Annotated in this window: 17 protein-coding genes; 3 read left to right on the top strand and 14 right to left on the bottom strand. The window is 48.2% G+C overall.

Going from position 1 to position 22,607, the window contains the following annotated elements:
* Nucleotide 1: 1 nt before the first annotated feature.
* Entirely contained in the window at nucleotides 2–916 is a 915-nt protein-coding gene (locus ACFSUF_RS06485) for an ABC transporter permease (RefSeq protein ID WP_377601285.1), read from the bottom strand.
* Between the two features lie 191 nt (nucleotides 917–1,107).
* Between ACFSUF_RS06485 and ACFSUF_RS06480 the strand changes: the two genes are divergently transcribed.
* Nucleotides 1,108–2,862 (top strand): sensor histidine kinase, encoded by a 1,755-nt coding sequence (locus ACFSUF_RS06480; RefSeq protein ID WP_377601283.1) that lies wholly within the window; start codon nucleotides 1,108–1,110, stop codon nucleotides 2,860–2,862.
* Nucleotides 2,863–2,883: 21 nt separating this feature from the next.
* On the opposite strand, the gene ACFSUF_RS06475 is transcribed toward ACFSUF_RS06480, so the two are convergent.
* On the bottom strand, nucleotides 2,884–3,636 hold the full coding sequence (locus ACFSUF_RS06475; protein ID WP_377601764.1) for an MBL fold metallo-hydrolase: 753 nt from the start codon (nucleotides 3,634–3,636) through the stop codon (nucleotides 2,884–2,886).
* Nucleotides 3,637–3,798: 162 nt separating this feature from the next.
* Here ACFSUF_RS06475 and ACFSUF_RS06470 point away from each other — a divergent pair, with 162 nt between their 5' ends.
* On the top strand, nucleotides 3,799–4,407 hold the full coding sequence (locus ACFSUF_RS06470) for a TetR/AcrR family transcriptional regulator (protein ID WP_377601282.1): 609 nt from the start codon (nucleotides 3,799–3,801) through the stop codon (nucleotides 4,405–4,407).
* A gap of 139 nt (nucleotides 4,408–4,546) precedes the next feature.
* Here ACFSUF_RS06470 and ACFSUF_RS06465 read toward each other — a convergent pair whose 3' ends face one another.
* The 3 genes from ACFSUF_RS06465 to ACFSUF_RS06455 all read right to left on the bottom strand — a co-directional run bounded on the left by ACFSUF_RS06465 (nucleotide 4,547) and on the right by ACFSUF_RS06455 (nucleotide 11,514).
* Nucleotides 4,547–8,935, bottom strand: coding sequence for an endo-1,4-beta-xylanase (locus ACFSUF_RS06465; protein WP_377601280.1), 4,389 nt, complete (start codon nucleotides 8,933–8,935; stop codon nucleotides 4,547–4,549).
* Between the two features lie 299 nt (nucleotides 8,936–9,234).
* Nucleotides 9,235–10,350 (bottom strand): Gfo/Idh/MocA family protein, encoded by a 1,116-nt coding sequence (locus ACFSUF_RS06460; protein ID WP_377601277.1) that lies wholly within the window; start codon nucleotides 10,348–10,350, stop codon nucleotides 9,235–9,237.
* A 45-nt stretch (nucleotides 10,351–10,395) separates the two neighbouring features.
* The gene (locus tag ACFSUF_RS06455) at nucleotides 10,396–11,514 is read right to left on the bottom strand and encodes a Gfo/Idh/MocA family protein (RefSeq protein WP_377601762.1); all 1,119 of its coding nucleotides are present in this window, start codon (nucleotides 11,512–11,514) and stop codon (nucleotides 10,396–10,398) included.
* A 181-nt stretch (nucleotides 11,515–11,695) separates the two neighbouring features.
* On the opposite strand from ACFSUF_RS06455, the gene ACFSUF_RS06450 reads away from it, so the two are divergent.
* Entirely contained in the window at nucleotides 11,696–13,351 is a 1,656-nt protein-coding gene (locus ACFSUF_RS06450; RefSeq protein WP_377601275.1) for a response regulator transcription factor, read from the top strand.
* 18 nt (nucleotides 13,352–13,369) lie between these two features.
* Here ACFSUF_RS06450 and ACFSUF_RS06445 read toward each other — a convergent pair whose 3' ends face one another.
* From ACFSUF_RS06445 to ACFSUF_RS06405, 9 genes are all read right to left on the bottom strand, one after another.
* Nucleotides 13,370–14,074: a DnaD domain protein gene (locus ACFSUF_RS06445; RefSeq protein WP_377601273.1), complete on the bottom strand. Its 705-nt coding sequence runs from the start codon at nucleotides 14,072–14,074 to the stop codon at nucleotides 13,370–13,372.
* 21 nt (nucleotides 14,075–14,095) lie between these two features.
* Nucleotides 14,096–15,391 (bottom strand): asparagine--tRNA ligase, encoded by a 1,296-nt coding sequence (gene asnS / locus ACFSUF_RS06440; RefSeq protein WP_377601271.1) that lies wholly within the window; start codon nucleotides 15,389–15,391, stop codon nucleotides 14,096–14,098.
* A 69-nt stretch (nucleotides 15,392–15,460) separates the two neighbouring features.
* Nucleotides 15,461–16,669 carry an acetate/propionate family kinase gene (locus ACFSUF_RS06435; RefSeq protein ID WP_377601270.1) on the bottom strand — a complete coding sequence of 403 codons (1,209 nt, stop codon included), beginning with the start codon at nucleotides 16,667–16,669 and terminating at the stop codon, nucleotides 15,461–15,463.
* A complete protein-coding gene (locus tag ACFSUF_RS06430) occupies nucleotides 16,666–17,538 on the bottom strand; it encodes a 3-hydroxyacyl-CoA dehydrogenase family protein (protein ID WP_377601268.1) in 873 nt (290 codons plus the stop codon). Before ACFSUF_RS06430 ends, ACFSUF_RS06435 begins: the two co-directional genes overlap by 4 nt.
* 207 nt (nucleotides 17,539–17,745) lie before the next feature.
* Nucleotides 17,746–19,248, bottom strand: coding sequence for an AAA family ATPase (locus tag ACFSUF_RS06425; protein WP_377601266.1), 1,503 nt, complete (start codon nucleotides 19,246–19,248; stop codon nucleotides 17,746–17,748).
* The gene (locus ACFSUF_RS06420) at nucleotides 19,245–19,775 is read right to left on the bottom strand and encodes a hypothetical protein (RefSeq protein ID WP_377601264.1); all 531 of its coding nucleotides are present in this window, start codon (nucleotides 19,773–19,775) and stop codon (nucleotides 19,245–19,247) included. Before ACFSUF_RS06420 ends, ACFSUF_RS06425 begins: the two co-directional genes overlap by 4 nt.
* Nucleotides 19,776–19,954: 179 nt before the next feature.
* Entirely contained in the window at nucleotides 19,955–20,452 is a 498-nt protein-coding gene (locus ACFSUF_RS06415; RefSeq protein WP_377601262.1) for a cell wall elongation regulator TseB-like domain-containing protein, read from the bottom strand.
* Between the two features lie 22 nt (nucleotides 20,453–20,474).
* Nucleotides 20,475–21,731 (bottom strand): amidohydrolase, encoded by a 1,257-nt coding sequence (locus ACFSUF_RS06410; protein ID WP_377601760.1) that lies wholly within the window; start codon nucleotides 21,729–21,731, stop codon nucleotides 20,475–20,477.
* A gap of 219 nt (nucleotides 21,732–21,950) precedes the next feature.
* Nucleotides 21,951–22,589 (bottom strand): redox-sensing transcriptional repressor Rex, encoded by a 639-nt coding sequence (locus ACFSUF_RS06405; protein WP_377601260.1) that lies wholly within the window; start codon nucleotides 22,587–22,589, stop codon nucleotides 21,951–21,953.
* Nucleotides 22,590–22,607 lie beyond the last annotated feature (18 nt).

The raw sequence follows: 22,607 nt of genomic DNA, 5'->3' as shown, positions 1-22,607 counted from the left end.
CTTAGAACAATGCGTTGTCCTTGTTTATTTTGCGAACGATGAAATTGGATAGGAACACGAGAACGAAACCGACGAAGGATTGATAGAAACCGGCTGCGGAAGACATCCCGACATCCCCCATTGTGATGAAGGTCCTGTACACGTAAGTGTCAATAACGTTGGTAGTTTCATATAGTGCTCCCGCATTCAACGGCACTTGATAGAACAGCCCGAAGTCGGCATAAAAGATTCTACCGATTTGCAGCAGGGTCAAAATTACAATTAAGGGTGTCAGTTGCGGAAGCGTAATCCTCATCGCCTGCTGCCATTTGTTCGCACCGTCTATGACAGCGGCTTCATAATACTCACTGTTGAACGTGACCATGGCAGCCACAAAGTAAACCATATAGTAACCGACGCTTTTCCAAATGTTGACGAGAGGAAGAATGAGCGGCCAGTATTTCGGTTCCGCGTACCAGTCGGCAGGATCCCATCCGAACCAGCGAAACACGGTGGAGTTCATATATCCGTTCTCACTGTTTAAGAAGGCATATACCAGATAGCTGACCACTACCATCGACAAGAAGAATGGGAAGAACATAGCGCTTTGATACAGCTTTGGAAGATATTTTCCTCTCAATTCATTCAGTAGCAGTGCGAACGATACCCCGACTACGATGTTCAGCGTTATGAATACCACGTTGTACAACAGCGTATTCCTCGTAATGATCCAGGCATCGTTCGTACGGAACAAAAACTCGAAGTTTTTAAATCCCGCCCACGGACTTCCGAATATGCCGTCTGTATAATTCACGTTTTTGAACGCGATCAGCAGCCCGAACATAGGAATGTAATTGTTGATGATCAAAATGACCGTCGTCGGCAGCAGCATGAGGTACAGCGGCCAGTACTTCCCGTATTTCCTTAAAGAATGCATTGTCTCTCACCTGTTCTCTCTATGATTTGAACCAAGTATATCTAACATAGAGCGAAGGAATCTAACGCTGAGATTACATGCTGTAACACTTTGGTGACATGTTGTCCTCGGGCTGCCAATACATCTGGACAAGTCTTGTAAGCGTGACACATAATAAAGTCATTGCAGAGCAGCACTGGAGGCCGTTATATATGATGCATTCGAACGCAAGCATTTTCACATCAATCCGGACCAAATTTATTTTGGTATTTCTGGCGGTTTTGACCCCTCTTGTCTTCTTCCTCTATTACAACAACTACTATGCCAGAAATCTGATCAAGACACAGGTGACCCACGGTTATGAAACCACGCTGAACAATTATGTGAAGCAAGCGGATGAAGCCATGGAAGCAACCGAAAAATACTTAATTAACGTTCAGCAGCAAGAACTTGACGTGAATGCTATGGACCTTAATTTTACGGACAATACTGAATATACTATGACCAAAGTCAGAGTGAACAACAAGTTTACGATGAACCTCAGCTATATGAAGGGCATCGACTCGTTCATGCTGTATTCCGTAAAAAATAACGAAGCCGTCCTGTCCACCAATGCTTACGATTACGAGCAAAAACTGGAGGCGGCCACAAAACTGATGAACGACCGAAGCTTGGTCCAGCCGGTCCCGCAAAGAGGTTTGCTGGAGACAGCATTTATCCAATTGGGCGGCAAAACCTATATGATCCGTTTATACAACGCCAGCTCCACGCTGATCTTGGGCGCTTGGATCAATTTGGACGGATTGCTTGATACGCTGAACATCAAAAATTCGGCTATTTTGACTAAAACAGGAGGGGTACTGGCTAACCGGGGCCTTTCTACGGAGCAGACGCAGTGGATACAGGACTTTTTGCGGAAACAGGGGGACCATTCGACGAACTTGGAAAGATTGGTTAAGCTGCAGGAACAGGAGCACCTGTTATTTGTCAAAACCTCCGCTTCCCAGGAACTGCGTTATGTCATCATGATCCCTTCCAGCGAAATATTAATGAACCTGTCCTTTTTTCAAAAAGTGATATTGGTCGTCCCGGCTGCTATTTTACTGATTATCCTTTTTTATGTCGCATTTATGCAGCATCATCTGATCCGTCCGATTCAAACGATTATTAACGGGATGCGAAGGCTCTCCCAAGGCAATATGGATATTCAGCTCAATCAGAGAGCATCCGCTGAGTTCAACTATATGACGACCACGTTCAACCACATGGTTTCTGAAATTAAAAGCCTGAAACTCTTTATATATGAAGAGAAACTGCGGGTTCAGCAAGCGGAACTGAAGCAGCTGCAAATGCAGATTAATCCGCACTTCTACGCAAACAGCCTCAACATCATCAACGGAATGGCTCAGCTGGGCGATTATAGTTCCGTACAGAATATGACCAGGCTGCTTGCTGCTTATTTTAGGTATGTGACACAAAGCAGCAAGGAACTGATCCCGCTTCGGGAAGAGATTGAGCACATTCAAAACTATCTTCATATCCAAAAATACCGTTATCCGTCCAATTTGATCTTTGACGTCCAAATTCCGGAGGAATGGAAAGGTATACTCCTTCCTCCGCTGACGATCCAGCCGTTTGTGGAAAACGCTATTATCCACGGCTTTACTAAGAAAATGAATCCATTTATCATTTCGCTGTACGGGATAACCACGTTGGGGCCTGACGGAGCGTGCGAGCTCGTAATTGAGGATAACGGTGTCGGTGTAAGCGCTGAAAAGCTGGAACAACTGCAGCAATCCGCACAGCTTCCCCAAACCGACAACAGCCATTTAGGCATCTGGAATGTACAGCGCAGGCTCAAATTGTACTACGGTGAAGAGGAAGTAAACATAAGCTTCGCTAATCGCGAAGAGGGAGGGCTTCGCATAGTGCTGCAACTGCCGGTAAGCCTAAAGCAATTAGCGTGAAAAAGAAAGTACGCCACTTCGTTAGAGTAGAATCACTTCTCCGTCTTCCGGCACGGCAGCAATATGCTCCAGCCTCCTCTCCTTCAGATATGACCGAAGGTGCCGGCGCTTGAATGTGCAATGGCTGATTGCGTCCATATGAACGGCAATAAGTCTTGTGGATGGAAACAAATCGGCAATACGAACGATATCGTCGGCAGTCATTGTTATGATCGTTCCTAACAGCATCTGTGCTCTTGGTGTATTCAAGACAGCGGCATCCGGTTCATATTCCCGGAAGGTCTCTTCTATAGCGGGCGTATATATGCAGTCGCCAACGATATAAACAGAGCCATCCCCTGGTGTGCTTACGATGTATCCGGATACCGGCCCGAGGAGCTTTGCCGCGAATCCCGGAGCATGGCGTCCTTTTATACGTTCCATCCGGATACCGCACCATTCGTATGACTGATCAATGGCGGTTACATTGAGAAATCCGGCATTATGTAAGAAGGCTTGATCTTCCGGTTGACAGAAAACAGGCATTTTTTTATTAAGTATGGAAAGCGCCCTCTTATCCAAATGGTCAAAGTGACGATGCGTCAGAAGTAATGCGTCCATCTGTTCGAAAAACTGCAGTGGAACAGGAAGAGGCGTTAGCGGATTTCGGCGAAATGAACGTGTGAACGGAACTGGCGGCAGCTCGCCTGCATCACTTAACATAGGATCAATCAATATGCTTTTACCGTTTACGTTTAATACTGATGTAGCGTTTCGTATGTGTTGAAACGTCATACTCATCACACTCACCCTTTCAATTTTAATACCGACCGGTCTGTTTTAAGATTACCATGGTTTACCTCACGGATCAATCCTATATTTCACTTACACCCTTGAGCAGATAGGCAGAGTATGATAATTTAAGACCAAACGGTACTTTCTGAAAGAGGGATTGTGATGGGCAAAGGACAAATGACCAAAGAACATATCATACGCCAATCGGCGGAGTTATTTAATACGAAAGGGTATGGGGGGACATCCCTGTCGGATATTATGGAGCGTTCAAATATACGCAAGGGCGGCATCTACAACCATTTCGAAAGCAAAGACGAAATTGCGCTGGGCGCGTTTGACTATATGTTCGCTCAATTAAAAGGCTTCTTGACGGAGGCAATGTCTGAGCTGTCCGATCCGGCAGAAAAAATACTGGCAATCTGTGATGTTTATACCAAGTTGATTGAACAGAACTTATGGGAAGGCGGCTGCCCCATATTGAATACCGCTGTTGAGAACGACGACGGCCATCCTCTGTTGAAACAAAAAGCACAGTCTGCCATGGATGAACTGTTGGCCGGGCTCTGCGGGATGATTGAGGACGGCATGAAGCGAAAGCAGTTTCGAAGGGATCTCGATGTGGAGGCTGCGAGCAGTGTCATTGTCGCACTAATAGAAGGCGGAGTCATGTTGAGCAAATTGTATAATGACAATAAATACATTCGGCATTGCACAAACCAGGTAAAGAACTATATTTACGGCGATTTGGCCGTCCAAGGTGAAACGGCTTAAGCCGTCCTTTAGGCGGGGAGATCGGTTCTACTTTTTGTTATTTTTATAAAAGAGGCAGTTTCCTCCATTACTAGGGAACTGCCTCTTTTAGCAAGCGGGTATTCTCAGCGGCTTCACGCCAGTCAGCGATCAGGATTAATTATTGATATACAGCTTGGTACCACTTATGCAGAAGTACCGCTGCCTGGGCGCGATCCGCCTTCAAACGGGGCGCTAGGAGACCTTCTGGGCTTCCGGAAAGGATGCCTGTTTTCCGGCTTAAGTCGATATAGTGCACCGCCCATAAGCTGCCGGACGTTTCATCCTTAAACATCTGAATAGAAGATCCTGTTTTCGAACCGGCCTCAGGATGGATCTGAAGCAGAGCTTTGACTGCCATCACAGCCATTTCCTCTCTGGTAATGATCTGTTCCGGCAGAAAAGAACCGTCTCCGCCTCCCGTGATCCAACCAGCTTCAGCGGCAGCATTCACATCTTTGGCATACCATTTGCCTGCAGGTACATCTGTAAAACTTTGAGAAAGGCTTGCGGAATGAACGCCGGCTGCCCTTGCAAGCATAGATACGAATTCTGCCCTGGTCAGAGTATCATGAGGCGAATACCTGCCCCCTTCTTTCCCTTGCACAATCTGTTTGGATGCTAACGCTTCAATGGCATCCTCTGCATAAGAACGGGCTATGTCTGAAAAACCTTTATGGAACTCGATAACGGCATACTTAGCCAAAGCTTCGGTTCCGATTTCAAATGTACGGTTAGAACTTACGTGCCCTTTGACGTATTTCCATTTCATATCATCCGTACTTAAAGCATAGACGCCGATACGGTCGTGTTTCGTTTCCGTACGGGGTTCAAACGGTAACCGTACGATGATTGGTTTCACAGCCGCTTTCAGCGGCCTGTCTTCCGATGTAAGAGAAAATTCGTATACACCCGATAAATTTACGGTACGGCGAGGCGCGCCTTCCACCCACTCCTTGATTTCAGCTGACGGCTCATGGCGAATGGACAACAGGATGGGTTTGGCTTTATTTATGCCTGTGACCGTGCCCGGCGGTATGATGACCTTGCTTCCCTCATAGGTAAACTCAATTACGGCGCCATTCTCTTCCGACCAAGCGAAGGCTTCGCCCGGAAGTTGAATCAGCACCTCATCTACCATATCCGAAGGGGTCAAATCCATAGTAACTGTATTGGAGGCGCGATCCGCCAACTTCTGTTTAAACAAGGTATCAGAAACCACAGCAGCTGCCTGTTTCAGTCCATCATCGCTTTTGCTGATTTTCCATGTCAAAGCCGGGGACAGCACTACAGTCGCAGACGGGGTAACTTCCTCCGGGTCGGTTCCAAGATCCTCTTCTGCAGGAAGGAACTGCAGCACCCCATAATCGGAAGTGCTCCGGTATCCCGTGTCATTCGCACCGGACCATGTTCGGATACTTTTTCTGGCTGCGGATGCATCTGCATCGTTTACCTGCACATCGTATCCCATAAGCGTGTTTTTCTGACCTTTCACAGATTGAAGCTTGATTCTCATTTCTACGACATACCCGTCATCTGTTTTCTTAGCTTCCGAGATGATTTCCTGATTCGGATCCATACCGTTATACGTATAGGAATTCATATAATTCACACGATATTGGGCATCGCCGGAAGCTTCAAAGGATTCGGTTTTTCCGTTATTCTCATCCACAAATACTTCTACGCTGTCCTGCTCATAAGCGTTTGGAGACCCATTATTCAATACAATGTCCTTCACCTTTGCCAGAACATAGAGATAGTTCTCGTCCCACATCGTTTTGAAAACCCCGCTTGCAGGCGTTGTATACGAAGCGTCTATCCGGGATTGTGTCGCAGTTTCTATTTGCTGCGCGGTACCCCACAGCTCCTCTTCATTTCCGTCGATGACAGGAGGTGTAACTGCTCGAACAGCTTGGGCAGTTTTTACCTTTTGGAGCTGCAGCGTTCCATAATTCGCAGTACCTCTTTCTTGAGAATTCAAAGGATCGTTCCAGCTAGTTACCGTATCCCCTTGCGTGACCCTCAGATCGAAACCAATTTCTTTTCCTTCTTCCAGCAATAGAGCATTTATAGCAATACTGGCTTCCACGATATATCCTGTTTCCGTTTCCAGTACGCGAGCCGATACCCCATCCTGGTTCGCTGTTCCATCCCGCTTGATTGTGATTTGCAGATCGTCCGGTTCCAGGCCGTCCGATTTTGTGTTATTAGGATCGATAAACAGCTCCAGTTGGTCGGACGGATCTTTGGTAGTGTCTTTCACCGAAGCAAGCACATAAAGATGCCCGCTGTCCCAAAGTATATGAAAGCCCGCCATCCCTCCCGCCAGCTGCTCCTGCCTTAAATAATTCCAGATCAGGTCTGTCTGGCAGTCCAGAACGGGTGTACCATGCCCAGACCCTGCCTCCCGCGTCAGGACGGACAGCTTTGATGGATCCACAATCCCCCAATATGCCTGTTTGGCCTTATAATCACGGTCAAACAACAACGGGTGTCCGGCATTCTGATAGCCATGTCCGTATTCCTCCATGTTCAGCCATGACTTTCCGTCGTAAATTCCCCAGAACGTGACACCGGTTAACTTCCCTTCCTCGGCTTTCTGCCTAAACATGGCAAAAAGCTCTTTTAAGCGATATCCTTGTGCTGCATCCGCCTCACGCGGAAGCTGATACTGGGCGCTTTGATACCGGTCGTAAATGTCCAGGTCAAGCTCTGTTATTTGGACCTCCACACCTGTTTCGGCATACTGGTCAATGGCGTCCGAAAGTGATTTTGACGTCGGTTGATCAAGTCCGATGTGTGTCTGCATCCCCATTCCGTCAATCGGGATCCCCCGTTGTTTGAAGTCCTTTAACATCTTAATAATTACCGCTTTTCGAGCGGGATCGGTCTCCATGAAATCATTGTAAAACAGCTTAATGTCTTTCGTCCCGTCCGCCATATCCGCTTCATGGGCGTATTGAAATGCCTTTTCGATATAGGATGCGCCGAGAAACGTGTAGAACAGATTTCGTCGAATCCCGTCCGGCTGTTTTTCATCCAACGCTTCGTTAACTACGTCCCAAGCATAAATCCCGTGTCCCATCCCCTCGTACCTTGTTACAATATCCACGATATGCTGCTTCATCCTGCGGTCGACTAGCTCTACATCTGCGGGATCGGCTGGATCCAGCGGCCGTTCCCCGTCTTTAAAAAACCAATCGGGTGTGGACAAACCGTATACTAACGCATGGCCTCTGACTTTCATGCCGTTAGCCTGAGCATAGTTGACGATAGCATCGGCAGGCGCCCAGTTATAAGCATTTTCCTCAGCATGAATGACATAAGCTTTCATCGCATTTTCCGCAGTAAGGCTGGAAAAATGCTTTTCAAGCAGCTGATGATCCCCGTCGGCGGTAACCGATGCCGGCTCTATGGCTGCACCTACAGGGAAATAAGGCTCCAGCACTTCCTTCAAAGAAGGGATGTCCATTTCAATACGTGATATTTTCGGAGCAACCTTTACGTCGTCCAAATAATAAGAAAATGTTCCGGGTGCCGAATCGGAATCTACTTTTAGGCTGATCTCCTGATATTCCAAAGCTTCCGGAAACAGAAACTCCCCTTGAAGCAATGTCCAAGTTTGAGGCTGTATGGTTTGGGAAGCCACTGTATCGTAAGAATCGGCATTCCCTTGCGTGCGTTTCAATGTAAGTTTGACGTTCTGCGGTTCGGTTACGTCATCATCCAGCCTGACCCAAGCTTGAAAATCATAAGTATGTCCATTCTCCACCAGGCCAAGCAGCTGGAACTGCGCTCCTTGCCAGTTCGCTTTTCTTCCTTCTGCTAATAGACTGCTTATACCGGTGTGGGCTTGGTAAGTGACGGACGTAACTGTAGCCCCTTCCCAATCTCCCAAAGCAGACCATCCCGTCGTGTCTCCGTCCTCAAAGCTCGAGAACAGAGCGGATTGCTCCTCTTTCTTTACCGAAACCTGGTCAATCCACACGCTCTCATTACTGCCGCCTAAGTAAAAGACCAGATTTGAAGTTGGATCGTTTACAGGGAGCCGGTACGTGTATTCGAAGTTTTGAGTCTGTTGTGTCAGGTCAAATACCTTTTCCATATAGCGAGTATAGGGCTCTGCGGATTGTTGAATGCCTGCCTTTATGCTGCGCGGTGCTGAAGCTTTTGCTTGAAACCGGATGGTGTAAGACGCTCCCGCTTCCGACGGAACGGCATAGGAAGTCTGCACTTTCCATTCAGCATCCCCGCCGTTTGTAATTGCGATTTCGTATGCATTAGAACCGCTCATGGCAGCATCATCTGCTATACCGGCTGTTACCTCTGTTGCAGCATCATTCCATGTGAACCAGCCGTTGTCCCCTTGGTCAAACTCCCCGTTTCCGATCAACTCGGATGATACGGCTTCAGCCTCTTCCGTCCCCCAGGGAACCCAGCTCCATGCCAGTGCGATGCTCAGAGCGATTTTCATGAAGGCTCTCCATTGTACTGCTTTCGGTTTCCGCAACTTCATACCCTCCCAAACTATTATGGATCCGCTTACATTTCTGCATCGCAACTTGTAAGCGCTCGATGTCAGTATAGCGGTACCTTATGCTAAGCTTCTAACACTTCAATAACCAACGGTAGCACTATTGTGACCTGTTGTTCGTTTAGCAGCAAGGTGAAACGGCTTACGCCGTCCTTTGGGCGAAGAGATCGTTTCATTCCGGAGAAATTTCAGAACCGAGTATAACCTGAAATTTATACTTTCTGATATTTCAAAAAAGACGCCAGAAGGCGTCTTTTTGCAGTGGAACGTGGTAGTCAGATGACAGGCTGCTGCTCGAGCTGCTGCCTTTCTCTATTGGTTTTCTCCATGGCTTGAATCAGCATGCGGAACAATTTCACATCATTGAGCGAATCTTCCGGGGTAGTCCTTATTTCAGTACCGAGCACGAGCGCATCCCAAAAATGTTTCAGTTCCACGGTATACGGATCAGTGTAAGTTGGCCGAATGACGGTTTCTTTATAGCTGTCCCCCTCCGTTTCCTGGATCGTAACCTGGACGGGCAAATGGCGGATATAAGGTGTATCGTAATCGATTTTAACCGTTTTGGTGTTACCGAACACTTCAATGCCGGCATCGAAACGCCCCTGCTGATCCAGCCCCGTCTCAAAATGGACATGATAATCTTCATATTCAAAAACAGCGGAAAGGAACATTCCGTTGTTCCATCTGGAAGCAGCAAGCACGCGCATGGGCATCCCCAGCAGATTCCGCATGGCAGATAAGTCATGGCTGCTTAAACCGCACAGGAGCCGGTAAGTAGAGCTATAGGACTCCGCTAAATCTCCCAACGCATCCTTGGCTAACACGGCTGCTCTTTCTTCTTTGTCCGCCCGGAGCTCATCCGGAATATCAGAAAAGCGAAGTACCGGAGTGGATTGGCCAATGAAGTAACTGTTGGGACCGATAATATCCCTTACGCGTACAAAGTTGATTTTAACCATGGACCGGACTTCTTCAAGAGCCTTTTGAAAAGCAGGAGCATACCGGCGCATATATCCGACCATGACCTTGATGCCATGATCATCTTTAGCTTTGATAACCTTATGCACGTCTTGTTCTGTCAGGCTCATCGGTTTTTCCACAAATACATGCTTCCCCTGTCTGGCCGCTTCCAATATGCACTCCGTATGATATTCATCGCTGTTCAGCACAAAGACAGCATCGACCTGCGGATCCGCAATCAGGTCCTTACTCTTCAAGTACCGGTTAGGGATGTGATACCGGTTTCCGATAGCATGAAGGAGCTTTTCCGATACGTCGCATATAGCAGTCACCTCATAAAGTTCAGACATCCCCTGTAAAATAGGCAAATGAATAATTTGGGCTACTTCTCCCAGGCCGATGATTCCAACTTTCACTCTCTTGGTCATGATTTGCCTCTCCCTTGTTCCATGTTTGTGTGTGAATCCCTTTTATTATAATTCCTCTACCTTCACCCAGCGGCGAAGCTCGATAGAGCGATCGACGGCGTCGAGGATCTGCTGGCATTTTACCCCGTCTGCAAAATTGGGGATACACTCTCTCCCCGTACGGACAGCCTCCAGCAATTCAAGTACAGCATGGATAAACGTATGTTCAAAACCGAGACCATGCCCAGCAGGCCACCAGGCCTCCATATAGGGATGGCATGATTCCGTTGCCTGAATAGTACGGTATCCCTGCACATAAGGATCATCGCTTCCCTCGTACAGTTCCAGTTCATTCATCCGCTCAAAATCAAACCTAAGGCTGCCTTTGCTGCCATGGATTTCAAAACCGTTGGAGCAGCGCCTGCCGCCCGCTGCCCTGGAAGCTTCGAACGTACCCATGGCGCCATTGGAGAAGGCTGCAAGAAACGACGTGGCATCATCCACATCGACTGTCCGTTGCCGGCTTTCCCCGCTTCCATGCCCGGGTTCGACCCGGTACTTAACAAAAGTCCGGCTGATTCCCGATACTTCTTCAATTTCGCCGATCAGGTAACGTGCCAGGTCCACCGTGTGGGCATTCAAATCACCATGCGCTCCCGAACCCGCGATACTGCGGTCCAGGCGCCATACAAACGGCGCGTGCTCGTCAGTCAGCCAATCTTGCAGAAACCAGCCGCGATACTGCCTCACTTCTCCAATCCGTCCCTCATCCAGCAGTTGTTTAGCCAGCCGCACAGCCGGGATGAACCGGTAATTGAAACAGATCATATGCCTGACGTTCGCGTTCTCAGCGGCGGCAAGCATTTCTCTGGCGTCTGAAAGGGAGACGGCAAGCGGTTTTTCGCAAAGGACATGTTTCCCGTTTCTCAGAGCTTCGATGGCTATCTCTTTATGAACGTTGCTGGGAGCATTGATGTCGACCAGATCAATTTCAGGGTCCGACACCACCTCTTTCCAATCCGTTGTCCATCTTTCCCAACCCAGCTTGGATGCCGCCTCAGCAACACCTCGTTCATCCCGCCCGCAGAGCAGCATCCGTCTGGGGACCAGCGTTTCCGGGAAGAACAAGTTCACATCATGATAAGCATGGGTGTGTGCTTTGCCCATGAATTTATAGCCGATCATTCCGATCTTCACTGTAATCCCTCCTAATATCGATCTAACTTTAGTCGAATTTAGAAATCTAAGTCAATCATCCCGGTTAAGGAAGTCATGACAGTGTTACATATGGTCATAATGATGCTATACCTGCCCTTCAGCCATGGTACTATAAGAGTAACCACTTTCTACGCTTGCGGAGGCCGGGATGCATAATTTATTGATTGTTGACGATGAAATGATTGCCGTTCAAGCCATTGCAAAAGGAATGGACTGGTCGGACCTTCCGATCGGATCCATTTATGAAGCATATGATTTTGAAGAAGCCGCTGAAATTCTCCGTTCGGAACGGATCGATGTATTAATAACGGACATTGAGATGCCGGGCAAGAACGGCCTGGAGCTGCTTGATTTCGCACATTCTCTTCAACCGGATATCATCAGCATTATCACAACCGGGCACGCCAACTTTGATTACGCCCATAAGGCGATTCAATTTGGAAGCCTGCATTATTTGTTGAAGCCGTTGGATTTTCGGGAGTTAAAAAAGCTGATTGCCGCAGCGGTCACTAAAATTATGGAAAAAAAGAACGTTGAACAATTTTATGCCGCCTACGACCAGTTTCAGAAACACCGCGACCAGCAGCTTCCTCTGCTAAGGGAACGATTCTGGCAGGACTTGGTTAATCAGCGTGTAATGCTTACAGAAGAACGCGTTGAAGCTGCTGCAACTTTATATGACATACCTATTACCGCTCATACCAAAGTTGTTCCCATTCTTATCAGCATAGAACAGTGGCATAAGGAGCTGAATACACGCGATGAGGAGATCATGGAATACGCACTCAGAAATGCAGCTGCAGAGATCATCCTCGGCTCCCGCTCCGGCCAGGTGCTTCAAGAGCGTAATGGTTCCAACCTTGTTCTTGTATTCACAGAAGGCCAGTACGGCCCGGAACAATCCTTCAGTGGGCAATTGTATGCGCAGTGTTCTACGTATATCGAGAAATGCGCGGAATATTTTCATTGCAGTCTATCTTGCTATATAGGCGAGCTGAGTTCTTTGGACGAGCTCTCTGCAATGTTTCTTAGGCTGGTAGAGCATGAGAAGGAAAATGTGGTATTGACTAACGCGGTACTCTTTCATTCATCGTCGAAAACGGCGGATACGGAGGGAAGTGCTTCATTCTTACCGGATTTCGAACGTTGGATTACGATGCTGGAAACAGGCCAAAAGCAGCCGTTTGTGGAACAGGTATGCAGCTGGTTTGATCATTCGGATGCGGACACGATTACGGCAAGAAGGCTGAAGGACTTTTATAACGGGTATATCCGCATGTTTTACCAAGTCATTTCCATGAAAGGCCTGCGTCCGGGCAACCTTGCCGCGCTTGACCGTATGGAGAAACGCGAGGCATGTTTGAAATCGGTGCATCTTCTGAAACAATGGGCTTTACAATTGGCCGATGAATACTTCTGTTATCAGGAACAAGAACATGCACCCGTACATTCATCCTGCGTGGCCGAAGCCATTGCTTATATTGAACAACATATGGATGAGGAACTCTCCAGAGAGCAGATTGCCGGGAAGGTACATTTAAATTCGGCATACTTATCAAGACTGTTCAAAAAAGAGACCGGGTTATCCTTAAGCGACTATATTATGAAACTCCGTATGGAGAAAGCTAAGGAGCTGCTGCGGGAACCCCGCATCAAAATTAGCCAGGCCGCCTCTTCTGTCGGGTACAGCCATTTCTCCCATTTTGCCAAAATGTTCAAAAGAATCATCGGACAAACGCCGCAGGAATACAGGAAAGGCTTTATGAATCATCGCGACGAAACAACAAATAAGCCATCCCCTTAGCTGCAGGGATGGCTTATTTCATCGCGATCCTGTACGGAAACGCTGGGTATATTCTTTGGCCTGTTCGGCCGTAAACACCCGGTTTCTGCTCCATTCCAGCAGAATCCGGTCAATATAGCGGAAATGCAGTTTGCCTGCGAACACCGCTTCTTTCAAGGCAGCTGTAATCAGTTCCAATGGATAGCGGTCCTGATCCAGCCAGCTGGAGATGGTTTCGCACTCCATAGGCGACAGCGGGCGGGCAAACTCTCTTTCAAACATGACGAACACGTTTGTTTCCGTGAGCTTGGCCTGTTCAGCTGCAGCCTTCAATGGGGTAACAACCGATTTCGCTTCCTCTTTCGCTTTCGCTGCAGTTTCCTCAGCCAGTGTTTCCGCAATCCGCTCATATAACGGTTCGAGATTGTACCGTTCGTATTGAATACCCGAGGACTCATCCACTTCTTCGTCAATAGCAATAAATCCGTCTCTCAACAACCGCTGCAGAGCTTTGATCACGGCGTCGCCGGAGGCCGATAACCTGTCCTGCATCTCTTCAAAAGTAGGAAATTCATTCATTTCCTTCTCCCGGAATGCAAGCAGCTGGATCAATACCATGGCCTCCAAATCCGAAAGCTTCATCTTCCGGTAGGAAGTAAGCAAATAGTACGGGACGGAAACGGAGCCGCTTAGCAGCCCCGCAAACAGTCCTTGAGCAAACATTCTTTTCGTTCCGCTGCTCATATTGGACACCCCATCCGCTTCTTATGGATACAACCGGTACAGCAGGCGCGGGAACGGAATCGTTTCTCTAACGTGATCCAATCCGCAAATCCAGGCAACGGTACGCTCCAGACCTAGTCCGAAGCCCGAGTGAGGAACAGAACCGTACTTACGCAGATCCATATACCATTGGTAAGCATCCATCGATAGTTTGTGCTCTGCAAAACGTTCTTCCATCAAAGCGGGATCATCGATCCGTTGGGAACCGCCGATAATTTCTCCGTACCCTTCCGGCGCGATCATATCCGCACACAGAACAAGTTCCGGACGGTTCGGATCCGGCTTCATGTAGAAGGCTTTAATTTCGGCCGGCCAATGGGTGATAAACACGGGTTTATTATAATGTTCGGCAATCGCCGTCTCATGAGGAGCCCCGAAATCATCGCCCCATTGAATCTCATAGCCGCGTTCCTGCAGGAACTTAATCGCATCGTCGTACGTAATGCGCGGGAACGCGCCATGAATGTTCTCCAGCTTGGTTGTATCGCGTTCAAGCACCTTCAGCTCTTTCGCACAGTTCTTCAATACGGTCTGCACAATATGCGCAACAAACTGCTCTTGAACCTCCAGGCTTTCCTCATGTTCTACAAACGCCATTTCCGGCTCGATCATCCAGAACTCTATCAAGTGGCGGCGCGTCTTGGATTTCTCGGCACGGAACGTCGGACCAAAAGAATATACTTTGCCTAGCGCCATAGCAGCTGCTTCCATATACAGCTGTCCGCTTTGCGTAAGGTATGCATCTTCGTCGAAATACTTGATGTTAAACAATTCTGTTGTCCCTTCTGCAGAAGAAGGTGTCAAGATCGGAGGATCCACCAGATGGAAGTTTCTCTCGTCAAAAAACTGCTGGATTGCTTTAATAATTTCCGCACGGATGATTAGGATCGCACGCTGGCGCGGAGAACGGATCCACAGGTGGCGGTGATCCATCAGGAAATCTACACCGTGCTCTTTTGGCGTAATCGGATAATCCTGTGTGATATGAATAATTTCAACACCTTGTACGGTTAGCTCGAATCCGCTCTGACTGCGTTCGTCTTCGCGAACTGTGCCTGTCACCCAAAGCGAGCTTTCCTGAGTCAGCTGCTTGGCGGCATCCCATACTTCCTCGGGTACATCGCTTTTTACAACAACGCCTTGGATAAAACCGGTTCCGTCCCGCAGCTGAAGAAACTGAATTTTTCCGCTCGAACGTTTATTATGCAGCCAGCAGCCTATACGCACGGTCTGGCCTACGTGATGCTTTACCTCTTGAATGGTACTTTTTGCGGTCACACTTAACCTCTCCCTTGTTCACTAATGCAGCTATGAAGCTTATGCGAGTGTGCCTCTCTATTATAGCTCTTACTTGCCGTTCTCTTCAATGAGGCGGTAGGTGTCTCTGGCAATAACCAGCTCTTCATTCGTAGGAATTACAAGAACCTGTACTTTAGAGCTTGCAGTGGAAATACGACGGTTGTCTCCGCTGCGGACTTTATTTGACTCATGGTCAAATTCAATGCCGAGGAAGCTCAGTTGTTCGCAAACCCGCTCCCTTACAAGCGCGGCATTTTCTCCGACGCCTGCGGTAAAGACCAAGGCATCGATTCCGTTCATCGCTGCGGCATACGCACCGATATATTTGCGGATCCGGTACTCGTACATGTCGAATGCCAATGTAGCATTACGGTCACCCTCATCCATCGCCTGGGTAATTTCCCGCATGTCGCTCGAAAGCCCGCTAATCGCCTGCAGCCCGCTGTGTTTGTTCAGCATCGAGTTGACTTCATTTATCGTCAAACCTTCCTTGCCCATAACATAAGGCACGATGGCCGGATCCAGATCACCGGAGCGAGTCCCCATCATCAGCCCTTCTAACGGTGTCATGCCCATGCTCGTATCGAACGATTTGCCGTTCAATACGGCGGTTACACTGCCACCGTTGCCAATATGGCAGGTGACAATTTTCAATTCTTCCATCGGCTTCCCGAGGAAATCCGCCGCCTGATGGCTGACATAATAATGGCTGGTACCGTGGAAGCCGTAACGGCGTACTTTATGCTTCGTATATAGGACGCGAGGGATTGCGTACATGTAAGTTTTCGCCGGCATCGTCTGGTGGAACGCAGTATCGAACACAACGGTCTGCGGTACACCCGGCATGTTCAGTTCCACTGCATCAATTCCCATGATATGGGCTGGATTATGCAGCGGGGCCAAATCGAACAACCGCTTAATCTCTTTCTTCACTTCAGGTGTGACTATTACGGAACTGGAGAACGATTCTCCCCCGTGAACAACCCGGTGACCCACCGCTTGGATTTCCGAGATAGAGGATAACACGCCATGCTCCGGATGAGTCAGGATATCCACCACTTTACGGATAGCGGTCGTATGCTCCAAAATTTCGCTTACTTCCGTTACATCCTGCTTATCGGTGGGCTCATGTACCAGAATTGCGGAATCCATCCCGATCCGCTCTACCCGGCCTTTGGCCAAAACGGATTCGTCCGTCATATCGTACAGCTGATATTTCAGCGAGGAACTTCCCGCGTTAATTACTAATACTTTCACAGACGGTCACCATCCTTATCGTACCGGAAAAAGCCTTCTCCCGTTTTCACGCCCAAATGCCCTGCACGTACCATTTTCTTCAGTAGAACTGCAGGACGATATTTAATATCTCCGTACTCCCGGAACATACGGTCCAATGCGGCAGCAACCGAGTCCAATCCGAAACGGTCGCACATTTCCAAAGGACCGTACTTGAAATCGTAACCGATCCTCATCGAAGCATCGATATCTTCAGCGGAAGCTACCCCTTCCTGCAAGGTGTGCAGCGCTTCATTGATGAGCGTACAAATAAGACGGGTGGTTACAAAGCCAGGAGACTCGTAAACCATGACGCTTTTCTTCGCCAATGTCTCTTCTACAAAATCCTTTGTGGAAGTAAACGTGTTTTCCGATGTTTTCAAGCCGCGGATCACTTCAACGAGATCGATTTTGGATACAGGGTGTATGAAATGAAGGCCGATTACGCGCTCCGGCCGTGATGTTTCCCCTGCCAACTCCGTCAAGCTGAGAGTGGAAGTGTTGCTGGCCAGAATAATATTGGGACCGCAGACCGTGTCTAATTCACGGAAAATCTCTTTTTTCGCATCCAGATCTTCCGTAATGGTTTCAATCACCATATCGCAATCGCTTAAATCAGCGAGTTCGTCCACTTTATGAATTTTGGCCAAAATGAGCTTTTTCTCCGTATTGGTAATCGCCCATTTCTCCAACTGCTTATCTAAACTCATTTCGATCATATCGAAAGCGTTGTGCAGCTTTTCTTTTGTTTTCTCGACTAACAACACGTCCAGGCCTTTGCGGGACAGCATTTCTGCGATGCCCTGGCCCATGGTGCCTCCGCCGATGACGCCGATTTTCTTAAAACTCATGGGTTCTGCTCCATCCTTTGCTTACTGTTCTAATATTCTAGTTTCTAAAAGTCCAATGAAAATAATACAGCTTTTTTTCAGAAAATGCACCTGTTTATGTACTTTTAACACAATTACCATAAATTAACGCGCTTACATGCAACAAAACAAAGAAAAACCCCGGCCGAAGCCGGAGCAGATGAACAGAAAAGTGCAGAAAACTTACTATTATGCGGTCACTCTTTGCCTGCATTGTTCCATCAGTTGACGGAACTGGTCCCCGGACAACACTTCTTCTTTCATCAAAATGTCCAGTGACTGCTCAAACACGATCCGGTATTGTTCCAAAAGCATTTTTGTGGAACTTGCGAGTTCTTCCAAAATTTCATTGTTCTCTTTAGAGTACTCTTCCTTGGAAAGCATCTCGGGATTCACAATGCCAAGCTTCGTCAGACCGGAATCGATCATCGTGCGAACGAGATTTACCGCCTGCTCGAAGTCATTTCGCGATCCTGTACTGCGGGAGCCGTAGAAAATCTCTTCCGCAGAAGCTCCGCCTAAAGCAATCATGATTTGGCCTTCCAGATAATCTTTGGTATACAGATACTGATCCTTCTGAGGATTATGCCGTACATATCCAAGAGCCTGACCGCGCGGTGTCAAGGCAACCTGCGATACAGAACCAGGACGGACGGCCTCGGCGATAATCGCATGGCCAAGTTCATGCATGGCTACTCGTTCTTTCTCCTCGCGGGTAGATTCCCTGTCGGTTTTCTCACCCATGAGCACTTTGTCTACCGCCAGCGACATATGACGCTGCTCGATCGTGGTCTGGTTGTCGCGCATCGCATAAATGGCAGCCTCGTTCATCAGGCTCTCTAACTGGGCGCCTGAGAAATTGTATGCCTCCTGCGCTATTTTATCCAAGCTGATATTTTCGGCTAAAGGTTTGTTCTTTGCATGAATGTTCAAAATATGCAAACGTCCCTTTTTGTCCGGCAGATCCACCTGAATGTGGCGGTCGAACCGGCCGGGACGGAGCAGCGCACTATCCAGCATTTCTTTACGGTTCGTTGCAGCCATAATCAGAATCCGGGGAGACGTAGAGGTGTGCATTCCGTCCATCTCTGTCAGAAGCTGGTTCAGCGTCTGATCGTACTCCCGCTGCTGTCCTCCGTCACGCTTACCGCCAATGACATCGATCTCATCTATAAAAATAATGGCACTGTCTTTCTTTTCCTTCTCCGCGCGTGTACGGGCTTCTTTAAACAAATCCCGAATCCGGCTTGCGCCGACACCGACGTACATTTCTACGAATTCGCTGCCCGCTGCCGACATGAATACGGAATTCGTATAGCTAGCGGACGCTTTCGCTAACAGCGTCTTCCCTGTTCCCGGAGGACCGGTTAACAGAATTCCTTTCAGCGGGCGGATGCCGAACTTCTTAATCTCTTCATGCTTAATTAGAAAGTCCAGCGCTTCGACAAGCTCTTTCTTGGCGCTGTCCTGACCGCCGATGTCTTCAAACGTCATCTTAACGGACGGCTTGGTCCGGCCTTTGGAGCCAGATGTCACGCCTACGCTTCCGGTACGGGTTTTGGCCATAAAATACAATGCAATAATGAAAGCGGAGGCCATAATCAAAGGAATGACATTATAGCCCCGATAGATTAAGAAAGCAAAAATCACGGGTACTAATCCAATTAAAATTTCTTTACCGTATTTACTCATGGCGTCCATACTCCCATCTGTGCAGGAATGCGCGGAAGAATTACAAACTTGCTTGTGCTGCCTTCACTTAAACGAATATAAACATTATCTTCGTCCATTTCAGTAGACACTTTCAACCCGGAATGCGCCTTGGCCAGTTTCTCCAAAGCCGCCGGAATGTCAGCATAATGCTTTGTTTCCATCGCTTCAGCTACTTGGAACAATCCTTGAGACCAAATCTTTTCTAAAACAGGTGAGGTCTTGTTGGTGACATTCAATTTCAGTTCCCGTCCTCCAATGATCGAAGCTCCTTCACGGGCAATGTGTTGATAGACTTCTCTGGCATTTGCATCTGCTTTCAGCTGCAGCTGAATATCAATGCTGTCGTCACCAAAGCTGGTTTGCGCCTTTTCTACTCCCGGAGTGCTGTCCACAACGGCAGTTAGAGGATTCTCAACGGCAACGCTTTGATATATAAACCAACCTCCAAATAAAAGGCCGGCAGAAAGAATAACTGTAATTGCGATAGGTAAGAGACGCAATTTCATGTTGACGCCTCCTTTCTATAAAATGGAGTATATACACTAATCAATAAATGTAGTATATCACATTTGCTATACTATTTTCTATCTTACTTGTGACAGCCCTGTGAGCAAAAAAATAGACAGAAAGAGGCCACCGTCGTTCCCTTCGGCAGCCCCCCTTTCTGGAATTAAAATATATGAGATTAGTGTTTGCTCATCTTGTAAGTAACAATATATTTGGCGTCTTTCCATTGGTAGAAATCATAAAAATAACGTTCCCCGCTGCCGTCATTATACTTATAAAACACTTCCCAAACATATGCGCCCTTCATCTTCCCGGGCTGTATCCGGAGGATCGCAGCCCCTGGGGAACGCCCTTCAACCAAGTTGCGAATCTGCTGGCGGTTAGAACCGTGAGAAGCCAGTTCCCACTCCAGACGGCTTCCGTCTTCCCGCATCCACACCAGCAGTTGTTCCCCGTCTTTGTTCTTACCTGTTACTACATAATAAGCCTCATCCCACACATAAGAATCGATGCGGTCCACTTGCGTGATTCCCGCTCCTTTCTTTGCGGCTTGAACAGCTTTCTGCTGGGCGGTCCAATGATCCAGCTGAATGTAATAGTAAAACCGGTTCAACGCCACGGCAGCCAGGATAATGCCTAATATGATGACGACAACGGCTCTTTTATTTCTGAACACTTGCTTGCCTCCTGTACTTCCGTTACTGCGTCAAACGCTCGAAACAGCGGGAGAATTCATATTTTACCTGCTCTTCATCAAGAGTCAGGCAAATTCCTTTCCTTACCAACTGCTCTCCGTCCACCCATACGTCGGTAACATCTTTAGCGGATGCGGAGTATACGATGTGAGAGATAAAATTTGATTTGGGATAAAAATGAGGCTGATCGGCATCCAAGGCAATAAAGTCCGCTTTCATACCGGCCTTGAGCATGCCTGTATCATTCAGCCAGATCGAACGCGCACCGTCCGCAGTGCCCATCCGGAGAGCCGTACCTGCCGGGACAGCGGTCGGATCGCCTGAAACGCCCTTATGAATTAAGGCGGCAAGCCTCATTTCCTCGAACATATCCAAATTGTTGTTGCTGGCAGAGCTGTCTGTTCCAAGCGATACCAGCACGCCTGCCCTAAGCAGGTCAGGAACGCGGGCAATGCCGCTCGCCAATTTCAGGTTGCTCCCCGCATTGTGGGATACGCGGACGTCATACTGCTTCAACACATCGATCTCTTCATCCGTCAAGTGCACGGCATGGGCAACCAATGTCGGCCGCCCGAAAACACCGAGTTTGCGAAGATGCTCTACTGGACGTTCCCCGTACTGCTTCACATTCTGCTCCACCTCGCCCGGCGATTCGGACATATGCGTATGGATTGGCAAATCCAAATCATGTGCAGCCTGCACGATCTTCTCGATGTAATCAGGCGGGCAGGTATACGGAGCATGAGGCGACATCATCGTTGTAATTCTCCCGCCCGCTTGGCCATGCCACTCTTTGGCAAAGGACACAGCGTCCTCCAGCTTCGCTTGCTGCACCTCTGGCGGTACAAGTCCGATCACGCCGCGGGTAAGGCATCCGCGCATACCGGACATCTCGACCACCTTGGCGACTTCCCCCATATGGTCGTACATATCCACAAAAGTGGTCGTGCCGCCTTTGAGCATCTCAAGCACCGACAGAGCTGTTCCCCATTTTACATCAAGAGCTGTGAACTTTCCTTCGATCGGCCACATTTTCTCCTGCAGCCATACCTGGAGGTTCAAGTCGTCGGCATAACCGCGCAGGAAAGACATGGCCGCATGATTATGCGTATTTACAAGGCCGGGCATAATCACTTTGTGTGTTCCGTCCACAATCTCTGTAAATTGCCCTTGATCTTCCGGCGCTTCTGTCCCTATGTAGGTAATTCTGTCATTTTCAGTAATCAAATGCCCCTGGATAAAAGGCATTTCTTCATCCATAGTAATGATGGCCGCATTGCGGATCCATAATCGCTTCGTCAATCGATCCATTCCTTTCATGGAAGCTTCCTATCCTGTTTTTAACTCTACATGGTTCACCAGCGTTTTGCAACATAACGCAAATTCATAGCAGCTTTATCCAATTTTACGGTATGACAGCCTGCAAAAGAGGGAACCCCCTGCTCAATCCGCGAGTCCAGGGGGTTTGTTATCCAAATTCTATTCGTGCTCCTCTTCTTCTTCAATGTAATATGCCAGGCTCAGCAAATCCGTGGTGAAATCCGCGTGATGAATCCTGATATGGGAAGGAACCTTCAATATGACAGGTGCAAAATTCAGGATGGCCTCGATTCCCGCAGCCGCGAAACTATCTGCTACATTCTGAGCTTCCGCAGCGGGAACAGTAATAATCCCGATTCTGATTTCCCTGTTCTTAACCGTGGACGCCAATTCGCTCATTGGCTGTACTTGAAGGTTGTTAACCGTTTCTCCCACTTTGGAAGGCACATTATCGAATATGGCTACGATTTTCATATTGTCTTTCAAATAGGCATTATAATTGCTTAAAGCACGGCCCAAGTTTCCGGCCCCCACCAACGCAACGTTCATCACCCGGTCGAGCTTGAGGATAGCCCTTATTTTCTCAATCAGGTAAGACACATCATACCCGATTCCCTTTCGGCCGAATTCACCGAAATGGGCTAAATCCTTACGGATCTGTGCCGGGTTCAAATCCAGCTTCTGGCCGAGATCCTGAGAAGAAACGGTCAACACTTCATTCGCTTTCAGTTCGTTCAGGAACCTCAGGTAGACCGGCAGCCTTCGCACTACCGCTTCTGAAATTTTCGGTGTTTTCAACTTAGTTTCCCCCCTGCA

This window comes from Paenibacillus gansuensis (assembly GCF_042684925.1).
In the GTDB taxonomy this organism is placed as follows: domain Bacteria; phylum Bacillota; class Bacilli; order Paenibacillales; family DY6; genus Paenibacillus_N; species Paenibacillus_N gansuensis.
This window is presented reverse-complemented; position numbering and strand designations above follow the sequence as displayed.